Source organism: Viscerimonas tarda (assembly GCF_054601255.1).
In genome coordinates, this window is sequence record NZ_BAAHWV010000003.1 from 152,627 (window position 1) to 168,280 (window position 15,654).

Annotated in this window: 18 protein-coding genes; 15 read left to right on the forward strand and 3 right to left on the reverse strand. The window is 42.7% G+C overall.

Annotated features, from left to right (window positions below):
* The first annotated feature begins 37 nt into the window (after positions 1 to 37).
* The 7 genes from rlmN (at position 38) to ACYPWY_RS02375 (ending at position 6,876) form a co-directional block, all read left to right on the forward strand.
* Positions 38 to 1,078: a dual-specificity RNA methyltransferase RlmN gene (gene rlmN, locus ACYPWY_RS02345; RefSeq protein ID WP_459683823.1), complete on the forward strand. Its 1,041-nt coding sequence runs from the start codon at positions 38 to 40 to the stop codon at positions 1,076 to 1,078.
* An 8-nt stretch (positions 1,079 to 1,086) separates the two neighbouring features.
* The gene (gene pdxA, locus ACYPWY_RS02350; protein ID WP_459683824.1) at positions 1,087 to 2,169 is read left to right on the forward strand and encodes a 4-hydroxythreonine-4-phosphate dehydrogenase PdxA; all 1,083 of its coding nucleotides are present in this window, start codon (positions 1,087 to 1,089) and stop codon (positions 2,167 to 2,169) included.
* 17 nt (positions 2,170 to 2,186) lie between these two features.
* On the forward strand, positions 2,187 to 2,882 hold the full coding sequence (locus tag ACYPWY_RS02355) for a nucleotidyltransferase family protein (protein ID WP_459683840.1): 696 nt from the start codon (positions 2,187 to 2,189) through the stop codon (positions 2,880 to 2,882).
* Between the two features lie 46 nt (positions 2,883 to 2,928).
* Positions 2,929 to 3,795 (forward strand): ATP-grasp domain-containing protein, encoded by an 867-nt coding sequence (locus ACYPWY_RS02360; protein WP_459683825.1) that lies wholly within the window; start codon positions 2,929 to 2,931, stop codon positions 3,793 to 3,795.
* A 27-nt stretch (positions 3,796 to 3,822) separates the two neighbouring features.
* Entirely contained in the window at positions 3,823 to 4,755 is a 933-nt protein-coding gene (locus ACYPWY_RS02365; RefSeq protein ID WP_459683826.1) for a CDP-alcohol phosphatidyltransferase family protein, read from the forward strand.
* A 9-nt stretch (positions 4,756 to 4,764) separates the two neighbouring features.
* Positions 4,765 to 5,499, forward strand: coding sequence for an HAD family hydrolase (locus tag ACYPWY_RS02370; protein ID WP_459683827.1), 735 nt, complete (start codon positions 4,765 to 4,767; stop codon positions 5,497 to 5,499).
* 78 nt (positions 5,500 to 5,577) lie between these two features.
* The gene (locus tag ACYPWY_RS02375) at positions 5,578 to 6,876 is read left to right on the forward strand and encodes an inositol-3-phosphate synthase (protein ID WP_459683828.1); all 1,299 of its coding nucleotides are present in this window, start codon (positions 5,578 to 5,580) and stop codon (positions 6,874 to 6,876) included.
* 132 nt (positions 6,877 to 7,008) lie between these two features.
* Here ACYPWY_RS02375 and ACYPWY_RS02380 read toward each other — a convergent pair whose 3' ends face one another.
* Positions 7,009 to 7,713, reverse strand: coding sequence for an SAM-dependent methyltransferase (locus tag ACYPWY_RS02380; RefSeq protein ID WP_459683841.1), 705 nt, complete (start codon positions 7,711 to 7,713; stop codon positions 7,009 to 7,011).
* A 138-nt stretch (positions 7,714 to 7,851) separates the two neighbouring features.
* On the opposite strand from ACYPWY_RS02380, the gene ACYPWY_RS02385 reads away from it, so the two are divergent.
* From ACYPWY_RS02385 to ACYPWY_RS02395, 3 genes are all read left to right on the forward strand, one after another.
* Positions 7,852 to 9,243 (forward strand): methyltransferase RsmF C-terminal domain-like protein, encoded by a 1,392-nt coding sequence (locus tag ACYPWY_RS02385; RefSeq protein WP_459683829.1) that lies wholly within the window; start codon positions 7,852 to 7,854, stop codon positions 9,241 to 9,243.
* A gap of 104 nt (positions 9,244 to 9,347) precedes the next feature.
* Positions 9,348 to 10,121, forward strand: a complete 774-nt coding sequence (gene argB / locus ACYPWY_RS02390) for an acetylglutamate kinase (RefSeq protein WP_459683830.1) — start codon at positions 9,348 to 9,350, stop codon at positions 10,119 to 10,121.
* Positions 10,122 to 10,148: 27 nt separating this feature from the next.
* On the forward strand, positions 10,149 to 10,667 hold the full coding sequence (locus ACYPWY_RS02395; RefSeq protein WP_459683831.1) for a nitroreductase family protein: 519 nt from the start codon (positions 10,149 to 10,151) through the stop codon (positions 10,665 to 10,667).
* A 23-nt stretch (positions 10,668 to 10,690) separates the two neighbouring features.
* Here the strand turns inward: ACYPWY_RS02395 and ACYPWY_RS02400 are convergent, their stop codons facing one another.
* Complete coding sequence (locus ACYPWY_RS02400) at positions 10,691 to 11,185, reverse strand: hypothetical protein (protein ID WP_459683832.1); 495 nt, start codon at positions 11,183 to 11,185, stop codon at positions 10,691 to 10,693.
* A gap of 201 nt (positions 11,186 to 11,386) precedes the next feature.
* On the opposite strand from ACYPWY_RS02400, the gene ACYPWY_RS02405 reads away from it, so the two are divergent.
* A complete protein-coding gene (locus ACYPWY_RS02405) occupies positions 11,387 to 11,842 on the forward strand; it encodes a hypothetical protein (RefSeq protein ID WP_459683833.1) in 456 nt (151 codons plus the stop codon).
* Between the two features lie 5 nt (positions 11,843 to 11,847).
* On the opposite strand, the gene ACYPWY_RS02410 is transcribed toward ACYPWY_RS02405, so the two are convergent.
* On the reverse strand, positions 11,848 to 12,510 hold the full coding sequence (locus tag ACYPWY_RS02410) for a hypothetical protein (RefSeq protein WP_459683834.1): 663 nt from the start codon (positions 12,508 to 12,510) through the stop codon (positions 11,848 to 11,850).
* Between the two features lie 171 nt (positions 12,511 to 12,681).
* On the opposite strand from ACYPWY_RS02410, the gene ACYPWY_RS02415 reads away from it, so the two are divergent.
* The 4 genes from ACYPWY_RS02415 (at position 12,682) to ACYPWY_RS02430 (ending at position 15,394) form a co-directional block, all read left to right on the forward strand.
* The gene (locus ACYPWY_RS02415) at positions 12,682 to 13,389 is read left to right on the forward strand and encodes a DUF1573 domain-containing protein (RefSeq protein ID WP_459683835.1); all 708 of its coding nucleotides are present in this window, start codon (positions 12,682 to 12,684) and stop codon (positions 13,387 to 13,389) included.
* A 125-nt stretch (positions 13,390 to 13,514) separates the two neighbouring features.
* Complete coding sequence (locus ACYPWY_RS02420; protein ID WP_459683836.1) at positions 13,515 to 13,889, forward strand: NVEALA domain-containing protein; 375 nt, start codon at positions 13,515 to 13,517, stop codon at positions 13,887 to 13,889.
* Between the two features lie 66 nt (positions 13,890 to 13,955).
* Positions 13,956 to 15,149, forward strand: a complete 1,194-nt coding sequence (locus tag ACYPWY_RS02425; protein ID WP_459683837.1) for a 6-bladed beta-propeller — start codon at positions 13,956 to 13,958, stop codon at positions 15,147 to 15,149.
* A complete protein-coding gene (locus ACYPWY_RS02430) occupies positions 15,146 to 15,394 on the forward strand; it encodes a hypothetical protein (RefSeq protein ID WP_459683838.1) in 249 nt (82 codons plus the stop codon). Before ACYPWY_RS02425 ends, ACYPWY_RS02430 begins: the two co-directional genes overlap by 4 nt.
* Positions 15,395 to 15,654: the final 260 nt, after the last annotated feature.

Genomic DNA, 15,654 nt, shown 5'->3' on the forward strand with positions numbered 1-15,654 from the left:
AGCGTTCCCCTCAAAAAAGGGGGAACAACTATTGACTATGTCGGAAAAAACACCTTTGTTGGGTATGAGTTTAGACGAGCTGAAATTGGTCGCCGGAGAGTGTGGTTTGCCTGCATTTGCAGCAAAGCAGATGGCCGACTGGCTATATAAGAAGCGTGTAACGTCAATAGAACAGATGACCAATGTATCGGCGGCAAACAGGGCTTTGCTGGCCGGAAAATACGATATAGGACGCTCGGAACCCGTTGAAAGCCAGACCGCAAAAGACGGAACGGTTAAGTATTTGTTCCGTACAGGTTCCGGTAAATTGATTGAATCGGTTATGATTCCGGACGAAAACCGGATGACCTTGTGTGTGTCGTCTCAGGCAGGATGCAAATTGAATTGCCTGTTTTGCATGACCGGTAAACAAGGCTTTAGCGGCAATTTGTCGGCCAACGATATACTGAACCAGATTTTTTCGATTAAAGAATCGGACGAATTGACGAATGTTGTTTTTATGGGAATGGGCGAACCTCTGGATAATTACGAGCAACTGGCAAAAAGCCTCGAAATTTTGACAGCTGCTTATGGATTGGCTTGGAGCCCGAAGCGGATAACCGTTTCAACAACCGGCATCCTGCCCAAATTGCAGCTTTTCCTCGAGGAAAGCAATGCCCATTTGGCCATCAGCCTGCACAATCCTTTCCCCGAGGAGCGCCTGTCGATTATGCCTGTCGAGAAAAGTTATCCATTGGTCGAAATCCTGGATTTGCTTCGCCAATACGACTGGTCGAAGCAGCGGCGCTTGTCGTTTGAATACATTATGTTCGACGGCGTCAACGATTCGGCGCCATACTCCAAGGAGTTGGCGCGTTTACTCAAAGGGCTTGAGTGCCGGATAAACCTGATTCGTTTTCATGCCATACCCGGCGTTGATTTACGTTCGTCCAACAGGGAAAATATGGAACAATTCCGCGATTACCTGACATCCAAAGGAATCATGTGTTCCATTCGTGCATCGCGGGGAGAAGACATTTCGGCGGCTTGCGGCATGTTATCAACTGAGAAAGGAAAAGAGAAAAAGATTCATAATTAAAATACACTATGGTAAAAGTAGGAATTACACATGGAGATATAAACGGGATAGGTTACGAAGTAATCCTGAAAACGTTTGCAGATATTCGCATGGCCGAAATCTGTACTCCTGTTATATATGGTTCGACAAAAGTGGCGGCATACCATCGCAAAGCATTGGACTTGCAGCCGGTTATGTTCAACCAAATAGCAAATGCCGGAGATGCCGAGGCAAATAAAGTGAACGTTGTCAATTGCACGCAGGAAGAAATAAAAGTAGAACTGGGTAAATCGACCAAAGCGGCAGGCGATGCAGCATTCGTATCGCTCGAAAAAGCAACAAAAGATTTGGCCGATGGCCTGATTGATGTAATAGTAACCGCACCGATAAACAAGGATAACATTCAGCAGGATGATTTTCATTTTCCGGGTCATACCGAGTATTTTGAAAACAAATTTTCGGCAAATGGCGAAAAATCGTTGATGATTCTGGCCAAGGAAGATTTGCGGGTGGCTTTGGTTACGGGGCACATCCCCTTGTCCGATGTTACCAAGTCGGCTACAAAAGAAAAAATACAGTCGGCATTGGCTATTTTCAATAACTCGTTGAGGCGCGACTTCAACATTGGCAAACCACGTATCGCCGTTCTGTCGCTGAATCCTCATGCCGGAGAAAACGGGCTGCTGGGTTCCGAAGAACAGGAAATAATACAACCGGCCTTGCAGGAAATGAGCGACAAGGGAATACTCTGCTTAGGTCCTTTTGCCGCCGATGGATTTTTTGGTTCGGGACAATTTAAGCGCTACGATGGCATATTGGCTATGTACCACGACCAAGGACTGGCGCCGTTCAAAACCCTGGCTATGGAAGAAGGGGTGAACTATACTGCCGGTTTGCCGGTAATAAGAACCTCTCCGGCTCATGGAACGGCTTATGGCATTGCCGGAAAAAACGAAGCTTCGGAAGAATCGTTTCGTCAGGCTATTTACATGGCAATCGACATATTCCGCAACCGGAAAACCTTCGATAAATCGCATTCAAATCCCTTGAAGAAACTTTATTACGAAAAAGGTTCGGATAATGAAGTTATAGACATGACAAAAGAAGACTGAAGGTTTTGGAACAAAAAATAAATTACGCCATAATAGCAGCAGGGGAAGGTTCGAGGCTGGCACAGGAAGGTGTTGCTTTGCCCAAACCCCTGGTAAAGCTCAACGGCCAGGAAATGATAGGGCGGCTGATTGATATTTTTGTCAGGAACAACGCGGCCTCTGTGAGCGTTATCGTCAACGGGGAAATGACGCAGGTTCAGGAGTATATCTCAAGTCTCAGGCTGGAGGCGCCCTTGAATGTGGTGATAAAGTCAACACCAAGTTCGATGCATAGCTTCTACGAGTTGCGGAATTTTTTGCGCGACGGCAAATTTTGCCTGACAACAGTCGATACCATTTTTAAGGAAGCAGATTTTGCCAGGTATATCCAAGCCTTTGCCGACGACAACACAGCCGATGGCATGATGGCCGTAACCGATTTTATCGACGACGAAAAACCCTTGTATGTCGATACCGATCCGGCTATGAATATCAAGGGATTTTTGGACGAACCGGGCGCCTGCAAGTATATTTCGGGTGGCATTTACGGACTCACGCCCAAGGCTATCGACACGTTGGAAAGCTGCCTGGCATCGGGTCAATCGCGTATGCGTAACTATCAGCGGCAGTTGGTCGCCGATAAGCTGACGCTCAAAGCATATCCATTCCCTAAAATTGTTGACGTAGACCATGCCGGAGACATAAAAAAAGCCGAAGCATTTTTAACGGAATAGTTAAGTAGAAGTTTAAGATTAAGATTAAGATTAAGAGAAAGACAGGATGTCAAAAATAAAATTGGCAGGCGTAAAACGGAAAATCAAATATTCGCCCAATCACATCGGGAACGATGCGATGATATTTAACCTCACGGCACAGCATCTCGAAGAGATGGGCTACGAGCTGAAAGAATACACCGAAACCGAATTCGCACTGAGCGATATAGCCGAACCTGTTGTCTTCAACATGGTACGCGAGCGGGCAAGCATCAATAAATTGCAACAGCTCGAGAAGAATGGTACAATAGTTATCAATTCGGGCTTTGGTATCGAGAATTGCACCCGCGAAAAGATGACGCGCCTTTTGCTCGAAAACAACATACCTCATCCCCGAAGCCTGATAGTAGGCACCACCGAAGACCCCTCCGAAGCGCTTGAAGCAATGGACGCTCCGGCTTTTTGGATTAAACGGGGCGATTTTCACGCCATTCACCGCGAAGATGTGGCTTATGCCCGAAGCGTGGAGGAAGTGAAGGATATTTTAAAAGAATTTTCGTTGAGAGGCATACCGAGCGCCGTAATCAATGAACATCTGGTAGGCGATTTGGTGAAATTTTATGGTGTAGCCAACACCGATTTCTGTTTCCAGTTTTATCCTTTCAACTTCAACCACAGTAAGTTTGGGCACGAAGCAATAAACGGCACAGCAAAACACTTGCCTTTTTCGAGAGAAGATTTGAAAAAAGTGTGCGATAAAGCGGGCGATGTGCTGAATGTCAGAATATATGGCGGCGATTGTGTGGTAAACGAAGATGGTACATTCCGCATCATTGATTTTAACGACTGGCCAAGCTTTGCACCCTGCCGCGATGAGGCGGCTCTGAAAATAGCCGAAAGTATTCACAAGGAAATTAACGCGAAACTTAAGTAAGAACCCGTCGAATTTGAAGTATAGAAAATGGAAAACCAGAATCAACCGACGCTTGAATCAACCTTAAAATCATCAGATACCGAGGAGTTTATCGACATTCATTTTTATCGTCCGATAGGCTACCGCTGGGCGCTTTTGTTTCAACGGCTGGGAGTTTCGCCCAATGCCATAACCATCGCGAGTATATTTCTGGGTGTTGGAGCGGGTATCTGTTTTTATTTTGATTGCCTGTGGATTACCCTTTTGGGCATATTTTTACTCGTATGGGCCAATTCTTTCGATAGCGCCGACGGCCAATTGGCACGTATGACAAAGAAATTTTCGGCTCTGGGCCGGATATTGGATGGCTTTGCGGGCGATTTGTGGTTTGCGTCAATTTATATAGCCATTTGTTTCAGGCTTTATCCGGTGTGGGGCTGGGGGATATGGGTATTGGCGATTACAGCCGGTTATTTCCATTCAAAACAAGCTGCCATGGCCGATTATTACCGGAATATCCACCTGCTGTTTCTGAAAGGAATAGGGGGCAGCGAACTCGACAACTCGTCCGATTTGGAAGCCAAGGATAAAGTGTTGTCGTGGAAAAATAACTTTTTCGCCAAATTTTGTTTGTTCTTTTATTTACAATATACAAAAGGACAGGAAGGCTGGTCGCCCGAATTTCAGAAACTGATGAAAACAATCAGGGAAAAACTGGTGAGCAAGGGTTCGTTAGGGGATGAATTTAAGACGGATTTTCGTCTCAAAAGTTTACCGATGATGAAATGGGCGAACATTTTGTCGTTTAATACCCGCGCCATTGTCCTGAGCCTGTCTTTATTGGTAGAAGAACCCTGGATATACTTTGTCTTCGAGTTAACGGTACTGAACAGTATTCTGGCTTACATGATCAGAAAACACGAGAAATTTTGCGGAAATTTTACCACGGCGCTAAATGATAATGAATATAATTCTAATTAGCAAATAAATATGTTTGATCTGGATAAAGTTAAGGGAATAATTTTTGATTATGGCGGAACCATAGACAGCAACGGCAAGCACTGGGCCGAGGTTTTGTGGGAGGCGTATCAGGATCAGAAAGTACTGGTTACAAAGGAACAATTTCGTGAGGCCTATGTGTATGGAGAAAGGTATCTGGCCAGAAATCCGGTCGTAAAACCGCATCACAATTTTCTGGATTTGTTACAGATTAAGACAAAATTGCAATTGGATTATTTGTATGAGAATAAATTTTTGAACCAAACAGATAAAACAAAAGATTATTGGCTTGCAATTTCAAATCAATGTTATACCTTTGTCCGCAATATAATCTCGGCGGAGAAATCAATACTTGGAAATTTGCACGAAAACTATCCAATGGTTTTGGTGTCGAATTTTTATGGAAATATACAGGCCGTGATCGAAGATTTTGAGCTGGCCGGATATTTTGACGAAATAATAGAGTCGGCAGTTGTTGGGGTGCGGAAACCCGATCCGGCAATATTCGGCATAGGAGTTGATAAATTGCAACTTTTGGCGTCCGGTGTTGTAGTTGTGGGGGATTCGTATCCGAAAGATATTGTGCCGGCAACAAAGCTTGGCTGTCAAACCATCTGGCTGAAAGGCCCGGGCTGGGGCGATGAAGAGGAGAATGCTACGGCTGATGCAGTTATTTCAGATTTCGGAGAATTAAAAACGGTATTTAAGATAGAAATAGATAAATAAATTGTAATCAAATATTCAAACGACTGATTTTTTAGTCATTCAGCCGCGGAAAACAAATTAATAATTATACAAAAAACTATGGAAAAGGTTCAATTAAAAGAAGCTAAAGGAAAATTAGGTGTCCTCGTCGTAGGTGTCGGTGGAGCCGTTGCTTCTACTTTCATTGCAGGTACTTTGATTTCTCGTAAGGGACAGGGTGTTCCTGTTGGTTCTATCACTCAACTAGCGACAATACGCTTGGGAAAAAGAGAAGAAAATCGTTTCCCCAAAATTAAAGACGCAGTTCCTTTGGCTGATTTGAAAGACATTGTGTTTGGCGGATGGGACATCTTTGAAGATGATGTTTACAAAGCTGCACGCCATGCGGAAGTACTAACCGTTGAAGACTTGGACAAAGTAAAAGACGAATTACTTGCCATCAAACCAATAAAAGCGGTGTTTGACCAAAACTATGTAAAACGTTTGCACGGAACCTGGGTAAAATCGGCTCCTACAAAATGGGATTTGGTACAAGAAGTTCGCGAAGACATTAAAAAATTCAAGAAAGATAACAATTGCGACAGACTTATCGTAATTTGGTGTGGTAGTACTGAAGTGTTTACCAAACTGGAAGATGTACACAAAACGCTTCCTGCGCTTGAAAAAGCATTCAAGGAAAACCACGAAGCCATTGCACCTTCTATGATTTATGCATACGCAGCTATTGCTGAAGGCGTGGCATATATCAACGGCGCTCCTAACCTCACCGTAGATATGCCTGCTATCTGGGATTTCTCGGCGCAAAAACAAGTGCCTATCCTCGGAAAAGACTTCAAAACAGGTCAAACCATGTTGAAGACAGTTCTCTCTCCTATGTTGAAAACCCGTATGTTGGGCTTGAACGGATGGTTCTCTACCAACATCCTTGGAAATCGTGATGGCGAAGTGCTTGACGATCCGGGTTCGTTCAAAACAAAAGAAGAATCGAAATTGTCGGTTATTGACAACATCCTTCAACCCGATTTGTATCCCGAACTTTACGGCAATGTATATCACAAAGTACGCATCAACTACTATCCTCCCCGCAAAGACAACAAAGAAGGATGGGATAATATCGACATCTTCGGCTGGTTGGGCTACCCAATGCAATTGAAAGTGGATTTCCTTTGCCGCGACTCTATTCTTGCCGCTCCTTTGTGTCTTGACCTGGTGTTGTTTACCGACCTTGCACAACGCGCCGGAATGAGTGGAATCCAAAGCTGGTTGTCGTTCTACTTCAAAAGCCCGATGCACGACAACGAACATATTGCAGAACACGATTTGTTTATCCAATATGTGAAGCTGAAAAATACGCTTCGTAAGTTGATTGGTGAAGAAACCGTTGACTTTATCGACTAATTCGATTTAAAAGCGAATATAAACAATCAGGGCATCTTTCATTGCGAAAGGCGCCCTGATGTTTTTTATGGCTGGTTGTGTTATGTCTCTCATTTAGTGCCGTCCCATGCGGGATTAAGTACAATGGTTTACTTACTTGTAAATGAGGAATATACACGGCTTCTTATCCATGTCGGGCAGCCTCTTTGCCCAGTCTTTCACCGGAAGGGTTTTTATAAATTCGTCTTCGCAGGTAATATTTATGGCGACACATAACTTGGTGGAAGGGCGGCAGTTTTGTATCAGATCCTCCATTAATTTCCTGTTCCGGTAGGGCGTTTCGATGAATAGTTGCGTTTGATTTTCGGTATATATCCGCTGTTCGAGCATTTTGACGGTTTTAATGCGTTCGCCTCCATCAATTGGCAGATAACCGTGAAAGGCAAAACTTTGGCCGTTAAATCCCGAAGCCATCAGCGACATAATTATTGATGACGGTCCGACCAAAGGTGTTACCTTGTAATTTTTACGTTGGGCAATAGCCACTATATCGGCTCCCGGGTCGGCAATAGCAGGGCATCCCGCTTCCGAAATCACGCCAACATTCAGGCCATTGGCAAGCGGCAGCAGGTAAGTTTCTATTTCTTCGGGCTTCGTGTGCTTGTTCAGTTCATAAAAGCTGAGTTCGTCTATATTGATGCTTGGTTCTGTCTTTTTCAGGAAACGGCGCGCCGAACGAATGTTTTCTACAATAAAATGTTTTATGGTCAGAATAACCTCGCGGTTGTAGGCCGGCAATACGCTATCAATGCTCGTATCGCCCATTGTAACTGGAATAAGAAAAAGTGAAGCTTGCATAGTATTTTTATTTTCCACAAAAATACATACTTTTACCGTATAATAGAATGAATAATGAAAAAAGCCCCTCCAACTTCCCCGTGGGGGAGGCTTAAGAAGTCCCCCTGCGGGGGATTTAGGGGGCTTAATTGTATAATAATGAACCTACCCGAAAAATTTATTGAAAGAACAAAAGCCTTACTGGGCAACGATTGGGAGCTGTTCCGTGAAGCCTTGGACAAGGATACGCCGGTGAGCATCCGTATAAATCCTTCAAAATGCGAATCACAGCCCCTGAATCTGGAAAAAGTAGCTTGGTGCCATTCGGGTTACTACCTCGCGGAACGGCCATCGTTTACTTTCGACCCCTTGTTTCATGCCGGATGCTATTACCCGCAGGAAGCTTCTTCGATGTTTGTTGAGCAAGCCATCAAGCAGTATGTAAACGAGGATGTGCGTGTGCTTGATTTATGCGCCGCACCCGGAGGAAAATCCACGCATCTTTTATCTTTGCTCTCAAAAGACAGTTTGCTGGTTTCCAATGAGGTGATACGTCCCCGTGCAAATATTCTAGCGGAAAACATTGCAAAATGGGGAGCTGGCAATGCCCTGGTTACCAGCAACGACCCCAGTGAATTAGGGAGACTGGAAAGCTATTTTGATGTGATTCTGGTAGATGCCCCCTGTTCGGGCGAAGGCATGTTTCGCAAAGACGAGGGTGCGGCAGGCGAATGGTCGGAGGCCAATGTGCAGTTGTGCAAGGAACGCCAACAGCGAATAGTAGCCGATATATGGCCTGCACTAAAGCCCGATGGCCTGTTGATATACAGTACCTGCACCTACAACACCGGCGAGGATGAAGAAAATGTGCAATGGATATGCGACAAACTGGGAGCCCAACCCCTAAGTCTCGACATTCCTGCCGGTTGGAGCATCACCGGAGCGTTGCAAGGCGACATGCCCGTATATAGATTCTTGCCGCATAAAACAAAGGGAGAAGGCTTCTTTTTGGCGGTGATGAGAAAGACAAGCGAAGATGCACCCTCAACAAACAATCAAAAGCACAGCAACAAAAAATCCAAAAATAACCGGACGAAACCCGCCTTGTTGGACGAAACATACCGCAACTACATAAAAGGCAAGGAAAACTACTCCTTCACCGACCTGAACGGGAAATGGACAGCGATTCCCTTAGCCTTTGCCGATGATTACAATTACTTATCCTCGCAGCTAAGGATTATTTCGGCAGGAGTAGCCATTGGCGAACAAAAAGGCAAGGATTTTATCCCGTTCCAAGCCTTGGCCTTGTCGCAACAGTTCAACAAAGCCGCATTTCCAAGCATCGACATAGATTGGGCAACAGCCATAGCCTACCTAAGAAAAGAAGCCCTGAGCCTTCCTCCCGAAACCGAAAGGGGATATGTGCTGTTGACCTACCGCCAAATCCCCTTAGGCTTTGTTAAAAATATTGGGAACAGGGCGAATAATCTTTATCCACAGGAGTGGCGGATACGCTCGGGGAATTTGGTGGAGAGTTTTGGAGTTTTGTAGGAGAAAAACGGGTTATAATTGTTGTTGTATTAAATAATTTCATAAATTTGGGGGTAGTATTTAAAGAAATTGACTGAAATTTCATGATTTTATCTATATAAATAATGTCTAAAGAAAAACTGACCCTTATAAAAGTGGGTGGAAAAATTGTAGAAGAGGATGGCTCGCTGAACGAGTTGTTGAAAGACTTTGCCAAAATAACAGGCTATAAGGTTTTGGTGCACGGCGGAGGCCGTTCGGCTACCAAACTGGCCGACAGATTGGGCCTGGAAAGCAAAATGGTAAACGGTCGCCGGATAACTGACCTCGAAACCCTGCAAATTGTTACCATGGTTTACGGCGGATTGGTCAACAAAAATATAGTGGCCAAGCTTCAGGCTATTGGCATCAATGCCCTGGGCTTGACCGGCGCCGATATGAACATTATGCGCTCGGACAAACGCCCCGTAAAAGATATAGATTACGGCTATGTTGGCGATGTGAAAGAGGTGGACACCAAGCTGTTGCAATACCTCATCAAGCAAGGAATCGTTCCTGTTCTGGCTCCGCTTACGCACGACAAAAAAGGGAACATCCTCAATACCAATGCCGATACCATTGCTGCCGAAGCCGCCCAGGAACTGGCCAAAGATTTTGATGTTACCCTGGTTTACTGCTTCGAGAAAAAAGGTGTGCTGATGGATGAAAACGACGACGACAGCGTAATTCCCGAACTCAACAAAGCCTCTTTCGAGAAACTGGTTACCGGGGGCATTATACAGGGAGGTATGCTACCCAAGCTCGAAAACGCCTTTAAATCAATCGACAACGGCGTGAAGGAAGTCGTTATCACTCAAGCCTCTTCCATTTTGGGAAAAGGCGGAACAACTATTACCTAAATATTTTTATTCAAAAATAAACAATACATGAATCTGAAAGAACTGTCGCAGAATCGTTACTCGGTGAGAGCTTATCTGCCTGATGAAATCGAAAAAGAGAAGCTTGATTACATGCTGGAATGCGCCCGCCTGTCGCCTTCGGCATGTAATTTCCAACCCTGGTTTTTGTATATCGTGTCATCGCCCGATAAGAAAAAAGCCCTGCAGGCAGCCTATAACCGCGATTGGTTTAAAACTGCGCCGCTTTATATTGTGGTATGCGCCGATCGCTCGCAATCGTGGAAACGAACGGCTTCCGACCAAAAAGATCATGGCGATATAGACGCGGCCATCGTTTCGGAACATATCTGCCTGGCTGCCGAAGATGCAGGTTTAGGCGCTTGCTGGGTGTGCAATTTCGACCCCTCGATACTAAAAAAGGCGCTGAATCTTCCCGAAAATCAGGAACCGGTAGCTATATTTCCTGTCGGATACATCGACAAGGCGAACAGTATTATTCCCGAAAAGAAAAGGAAAGAAATTTCAGGGTTGACAAAATGGCTGTGAGGACGAATTAAAGAAGCGGTTTCTTATTCCTTGTCTTTGTATTTTTCGTAATAGGGACTGTATATATACACAATAGCTTTGGCAGAGCGGATTTTGTCTTTCCTGAAGCGTTTATATACAGGCTTCCAGCCACTTTTCAGGAATTTCTTGTATATTTTTTCGCCATCTTTCATTTTTAGTTTCTTTTCCAGGTATATCCTGATGCTGTTTGTCTCCCTCTTTTCTCTTTTCCGGTTGTTGAGCTCGTGTGTATTGTAGCACGAAAGGTTGAATCCCAAAACCACATCGGGATTGTCAACATCCGCAAGAATTGTCATATCGTTGACCGGCATTCCGTAGTAGTACAATACCTCTTCGAGGGTCTTTCCGGCATACACATATTCCCTGTCCCAGAAGTTGTACATAATATACGCGGTGGTATCTTTACTAAAACTGCTCAGGGGTTTGTACGGCAATTTCTGGCTGTTTGCCGTTGTGGCAGACAGAAGCAAAATGAGGCTTAATACTAGTTTGTTCATGTTTGTTTAGTTTCAAGTTCAACGTTTCAGGTTGTAGAGACGGTAAGGCTGAAAGCCTTTGAGCATTAGCCTGACGGCTATATCCTGCGAGACTCAATCTGGGGTCGTGGAACACCATCCTGCCTGCGGCTTTTGAATTTTATTTTCGCAAAGATATTCTTTTTTGTACATTTACAAACTGATTATATATCCTATTTTTTTATGAACAACGAATTAATAGCTATAATACCCACATTGCCTCTGATACAAAACGTAGAGGATATAAACGAATCGACAAGAATAGAACAAGACCTTAAACTACAAGGGCCTTATGCCATGAAGTTTTTGCTTAATTATAGCGATATTTTTAAGGTGGATATTTCGCACTTCCGGTTCAACAGGTATTTTCACAAAGATATTCCTGTGCTAAGTTATTTTACCCGCTTTTTCGGAAAGAGGAAAAGGCTTACCTTGGGCGACTTGGAGCAAGCGATTGCTTACGGTAAACTGAATGATGAAGTATTTAAAGAAATAAGAGAAAAGACGCAGGAGAAATATCCCCATAAAAGATTGTATTTCAAAGGAGAGGTACGGTACAAACCCGGGGAAATACTTGTTTATGTATTGGTAGCGGCTGTGTTATTTGTCATCCTGAGCCTTGTCGCCATTTGGGTATAAGCGGGTTATTGCCTGATATTAACCATTCCCTTCCGTGGTATAATAGCGCCGTCCAGTGCATAATAATAATCAATGGTTCGGCGGATATTCAGTTTTTCTTCCTCCGACAGGCTTAGCGTGCCAATAGCCTCGTTTGTTCCACGGTCGATAAGGCTAAGGATTACGTTTTTGCCGTTTGCGACTGCTTCCAGAAAAGCCAGATCGGTTTTGTTCACGCCATTGTCGTACCAGTAGAAATACGATGATTGGGCAATCTGGCTGTTTGCACTCCCCGATTCGTTGCGATTGGCTATATAATTGAACTTTTTTCCGTCTGCATTAAACGTATAACTATCCACATCGGCGTATTTCTCGTCCCAATATTGTATATGGAACCTTAGTGCGGTGGCCTTTTTCCCTTTCAGGCGGAAGTAACAGTATAGTCCGTCTGTTTTTCGGCTTATGCCTTTGGCTTGTACCAGTATCTGAGCGCCCGATACCTGTTCGTTAAAATACGGAGCCAATTCCGATGCCGAATGTTCCGATACGGGTTTCTTTTGTTCCGGGACATTCGGCGCCGTGCCGGTTGTGTCTTGGGCGCCTTTGCTTGCGGCTGCATTGCCCGCTTTAGGCTGGTCGCACGACACGAGAATGAAACAAAGAGAGGATATTAAAATTAAATTCTTCATTGTAAGCTACGATTTTCTGTTTTCAGGGCACAAAGTTCGCATAATCATTCAGAAAAACAATGATTATAGGGGGATTTTAATCAGGGCAAACGCATGAAAAAGGGTTCACCGATAACACCCCGTATTTAGTCCCGCATGGGACTGCACTTTATTAACCGTATGCTTTAGCTTATGGGACAGGCTGCAACACGCTACAAGATATTGATTTATACCGATTCCACAGGTTGCACTGGCTGCAAACTAAAATTGTATCAATGGAAAGAAATTATCCATGAAGCCGATTCATTAATGCCAAATAAACTAAATTTTCTATTCTACTTTCATCCAAAAGACACAAAGGAACTTAAATTTTTGTTAAAGCGAGACCGACTGGAATATCCGGTATTTATTGATGAGCAAAACGAGATCAACCGTTTAAACAATTTTCCTACGGACATGATGTATCAATGCTTCCTGCTAAATAAAGAAAACAGGGTAGTAGCCATGGGCAATCCCACCATGAATCCAAAAATATGGGAGCTATACAAAAGCATTATACAGGGAGATACCACAGCGACAAACAACCTGAAAACAACCACCGTAGAACCCCAGGCCATAGAAATAGAACTGATCGATTTGCGAAAAGGTCAAACAAGTAAAGCCTCATTCTTCCTCAAAAATACGGGCAAGCAGCCTTTAATAATCAACCATGTGGATACATCCTGTGGCTGTATCGTCCCCTCGTGGGAGAAACAGCCCGTAAAACCAAGCGAGACCACCGAAATAAAAGTAGAAATAACGCCCGCCACCACCGGCTATTTCCAGAAAACAATCACCGTCTATTGCAACATTGAAAATAATTTTGTACACTTGTCAATCAAAGGAACGGTAAATAATTGAAATTTCATATATTTAACATTGTGTGATTGAATATTTAACTAAATATATTTGAAAGTTACACCCCCCCCCTGCCTTATCTTTGTAGGGTAATAAACAGTAGTTTTTGAGCATTTAATTAAATAATCATGAAGAAAAAGATTATTGGCGGTTTGGCTGTGTTGACCATCGCCGCAGTTGCAGTATTGAATGTGAATTTGAGTTCGCAAAAGGAGTTATTGAGCGATATTTTGCTGGCCAATGTGGAAGCGGTAGCGCAGGGGGAGTACAACAGTAATGATCGAAGAGGTTTCTTGGACAATCCTTTGCCGTGCGAAATAAAGGAAGTATATGAATGCTCTATAGGGGTAACCGTTCCTAGTTGGGTACCATATTTGGGCGGATTCGAATGTTGGGCCACTTTTCAGGACGAAGTGTCGTTTCCTGGCACAGAGAATCATTGCGTATATACTGGAAACGAAGATCATATGTGTGATTATTATCGGTGTCAAAAAAACAGTTAATAAAAAATAAGGAAGTTTGTTCAACCTTGTCTAATGGCTAGGACAAACTTCCTAAACCTTATTTACATGAAAATAAAAATATATTTATTGATAGTAATATTTCCAGTTCTCTCTCTTTCGTGCAAACACAAAGAGGAAATCAGAGAGGTCGGAATGGATAATTCTTTGGTTAAAACAATATTGATTGATCCGGATGATTTTGACAAAAAAGAACCGGCAAGAATTTCAGAAATAGCGAATGGGGTGGAATATATTCCATTACAAACAGAAGATAGTATTTTAATTGGAAAAATTGGGAAGTTAATTGTACGGGACAATTTGTTTTACCTTTGGGACAAACTGTCCGAAACTATTTTTTGTTTCGATTCGGCAGGAAGATTTATTCATAAGATACATAAACAAGGTTTAGGCCCCGAAGAATATCCCCGGATTAGTGATTTTACAATTGATATGAAGCATGGAGATATTTATATCTATTCGGATATGGGACAAGCATTTTACAAATACACGAAAGAGGGTTATTTTATAAAAAAGATACCAACGACCCTAATTTTCTCTTCTTTTGCAGTACAGGAGGACGATATTTTTCTTTGTTATACAAGCCAATTGCCGAATGCAAGCTTCTATCAACAGACTTTCCCCGAACAGTACCGATATATAGTGCTGCATGGTAATACAATTCGGAACAATCAATTGAAATATACTTACACTAAAAAGAATTCGCGGGTTCCCTTATCCAATAATAATTTCTCATTTTATAGAGATACAATCTTATTGACCGAATATTTGAAGCCGGAAATATATTCTATTGATAGCGTTGGCAACCTGACGCCTAGATACAGGATAGAGTTTCTGACCAATAAGTACCATCCGTCTTTTGATACAGATATTGATTTAAAACGAATGGAAGATGAGAAGAAATCAGGAGACCTCACCATGCTATTCAATTTTTTTTACGAAACAGATAATTATGTATTTATGAGTTATGCCAGAGGATTGGTTGGGTTGGCATATGTAAATAAACGAGATAATACCGTTCACAATATGGGCTATTTTTTATATGACAATATCAACCAAAATTCATTGTCTTGCAGCATTGATTTTGTAGATAATAGTTATATGTATGAAATAACGGAACCTGACATTTTGATAAGAAAACATTTGGCATCAGAAGAAAAAATTTCGAAGCATCTACAAAATGTAATAGCTGAAATAGACGAGTTTGCTAACCCTATTATTGTGAAAATAAAGTTAAAATGAACAATAACATATTGAGGCTTATCTTTACATTCTTTATTATACTAAATGCTGTTGCTTGCAAAAAAAATGAGAAAATCAATATAGACAAGGAAGGTATTGATTTTGTAGTAATGAATGTTACCCTTGGCGAAGAATTTTCTTTACCTTCTTATTACACACTAACAGATATATCACTAAAAAATCGCCCATGCAGACAAGGTGGGACACAAGTAGGAAAAATCATTCAAACACAGCACTATAAGTAAAAAGACCTTTCATTTCCGACTTTGGGAAAAGACATAAAAAAGACGTTTTCAGACAAAGTTTGCGCCCCAACTCGTACCCCTTAAAAACGGAAGACAAAAAGGGGCGCAAACAGTCCGAAATTGGCAGCCAACTGTCTGATATTGTCTATGTTGCATAGAACTCATTTAAAAGTAAATACAGTAATTTTGTAACTTAAAAAATGAGTTTTTATGAGAAGTACATTCAAAGTCCTCTTTTTCCTGAAAAGAGACAAGCAAAA

What these genes read in the sequence shown, in the direction of transcription:
- rlmN (WP_459683823.1), top strand. Translation starts at nt 38, where the DNA reads ATGTCGGAAAAAACACCTTTGTTGGGTATGAGTTTAGACGAGCTGAAA.
- pdxA (WP_459683824.1), top strand. Translation starts at nt 1,087, where the DNA reads ATGGTAAAAGTAGGAATTACACATGGAGATATAAACGGGATAGGTTAC.
- ACYPWY_RS02360 (WP_459683825.1), top strand. Translation starts at nt 2,929, where the DNA reads ATGTCAAAAATAAAATTGGCAGGCGTAAAACGGAAAATCAAATATTCG.
- ACYPWY_RS02365 (WP_459683826.1), top strand. Translation starts at nt 3,823, where the DNA reads ATGGAAAACCAGAATCAACCGACGCTTGAATCAACCTTAAAATCATCA.
- ACYPWY_RS02370 (WP_459683827.1), top strand. Translation starts at nt 4,765, where the DNA reads ATGTTTGATCTGGATAAAGTTAAGGGAATAATTTTTGATTATGGCGGA.
- ACYPWY_RS02375 (WP_459683828.1), top strand. Translation starts at nt 5,578, where the DNA reads ATGGAAAAGGTTCAATTAAAAGAAGCTAAAGGAAAATTAGGTGTCCTC.
- ACYPWY_RS02380 (WP_459683841.1), bottom strand. Translation starts at nt 7,713, where the DNA reads ATGCAAGCTTCACTTTTTCTTATTCCAGTTACAATGGGCGATACGAGC.
- ACYPWY_RS02385 (WP_459683829.1), top strand. Translation starts at nt 7,852, where the DNA reads ATGAACCTACCCGAAAAATTTATTGAAAGAACAAAAGCCTTACTGGGC.
- argB (WP_459683830.1), top strand. Translation starts at nt 9,348, where the DNA reads ATGTCTAAAGAAAAACTGACCCTTATAAAAGTGGGTGGAAAAATTGTA.
- ACYPWY_RS02395 (WP_459683831.1), top strand. Translation starts at nt 10,149, where the DNA reads ATGAATCTGAAAGAACTGTCGCAGAATCGTTACTCGGTGAGAGCTTAT.
- ACYPWY_RS02400 (WP_459683832.1), bottom strand. Translation starts at nt 11,185, where the DNA reads ATGAACAAACTAGTATTAAGCCTCATTTTGCTTCTGTCTGCCACAACG.
- ACYPWY_RS02405 (WP_459683833.1), top strand. Translation starts at nt 11,387, where the DNA reads ATGAACAACGAATTAATAGCTATAATACCCACATTGCCTCTGATACAA.
- ACYPWY_RS02410 (WP_459683834.1), bottom strand. Translation starts at nt 12,510, where the DNA reads ATGAAGAATTTAATTTTAATATCCTCTCTTTGTTTCATTCTCGTGTCG.
- ACYPWY_RS02415 (WP_459683835.1), top strand. Translation starts at nt 12,682, where the DNA reads ATGGGACAGGCTGCAACACGCTACAAGATATTGATTTATACCGATTCC.
- ACYPWY_RS02420 (WP_459683836.1), top strand. Translation starts at nt 13,515, where the DNA reads ATGAAGAAAAAGATTATTGGCGGTTTGGCTGTGTTGACCATCGCCGCA.
- ACYPWY_RS02425 (WP_459683837.1), top strand. Translation starts at nt 13,956, where the DNA reads ATGAAAATAAAAATATATTTATTGATAGTAATATTTCCAGTTCTCTCT.
- ACYPWY_RS02430 (WP_459683838.1), top strand. Translation starts at nt 15,146, where the DNA reads ATGAACAATAACATATTGAGGCTTATCTTTACATTCTTTATTATACTA.